This window comes from Geminisphaera colitermitum TAV2 (genome assembly GCF_000171235.2).
GTDB classification, from domain to species: Bacteria; Verrucomicrobiota; Verrucomicrobiia; order Opitutales; family Opitutaceae; genus Geminisphaera; species Geminisphaera colitermitum.
The window spans coordinates 1-902 of the sequence record NZ_ABEA03000175.1 but is presented as its reverse complement, the minus strand read 5'-3'; the positions used below and the strand labels follow the sequence as shown (position 1 = coordinate 902).

At 58.5% G+C, this 902-nt stretch carries 2 protein-coding genes; both read left to right on the top strand.

Annotated features, from left to right (window positions below):
• Positions 1-467, top strand: a 467-nt coding sequence (locus OBACDRAFT_RS19960) for a segregation and condensation protein A (protein ID WP_043588686.1), incomplete at its 5' end; no start/stop codon positions are given.
• Positions 464-745: a hypothetical protein gene (locus tag OBACDRAFT_RS19955; protein ID WP_043588685.1), complete on the top strand. Its 282-nt coding sequence runs from the start codon at positions 464-466 to the stop codon at positions 743-745. The genes OBACDRAFT_RS19960 and OBACDRAFT_RS19955, both read left to right, overlap by 4 nt.
• Positions 746-902: the final 157 nt, after the last annotated feature.

Sequence of the window (902 nt, the reverse complement as noted above, 5' to 3'; positions counted from 1 at the left end):
CCGCCGGCAAACTCGACGCCCTCTCCGTCTTCCAGCGCGACATGCTCCCCCGCCACGTCGCCATTGAAACCGTCACCGAAGCCGACCGCGCCCTCAAACCCGCCGACAAAATCGAACTCTGGAACGTCTTTAACAACATCCTCCGCCGCCTCGCCCAAAAACTCGTCGTTGGCGAAATTCAGGACGAACAAGTCACCGTCTCCGACAAAATGGAAGAACTGCTCGCCCTCACCACCACCCGCAAAACCTTCCTCTTCACTGAACTCTTTACCGAACGCGTCACCATCCGCGTTCTCGTTGCCACCTTCATCGCCGTCCTCGAACTCACCCGCCTGCGCAAACTCCGCATCCATCAAGACGAAGCCTACACCGACATCATCTGCACCGCCGTCGAAGACGCCGCCCCGGCGCAAGAAAACGAAAAGCCTCTTGAAACACCCGGCGAACCCAACACCGTGACATTGTGAGCAAACGCCCAGACAAGCCCTCCGCCGACAGGAAGAAAACCGCGAACAAGCCCGCCAAAGCAGGCATTCTCGGCGTTGGGCTCGACAACACCGACGGCCACAAACGCATCACCAAAGGTGAGAAATTCGTCCTCGTTGGCGGTTCCGAGGAAACCCATAGCCGCATGACCGAGACCGTCGTCAAGACCTTCGAAGAACTCAAACGCCGCGACAAACACCTCGAAACCGTGGCCCCCGCCGAACTCGCCGAGATCATCGACAAGTCCACCCCCCGCTAAACGCAGAAAAGCCAAAGAAAAAGCTCCCAACTCCGGACGCTGAACACTAAACCCTAAACTTTTTCCCAACATAGAGCGACACGTCCCCTGAACAACCCGCCACACCAAACGCCCCGAAGCTTTCCTTGAAGCTCCCCGGCCAGAACACGCCCGGCGC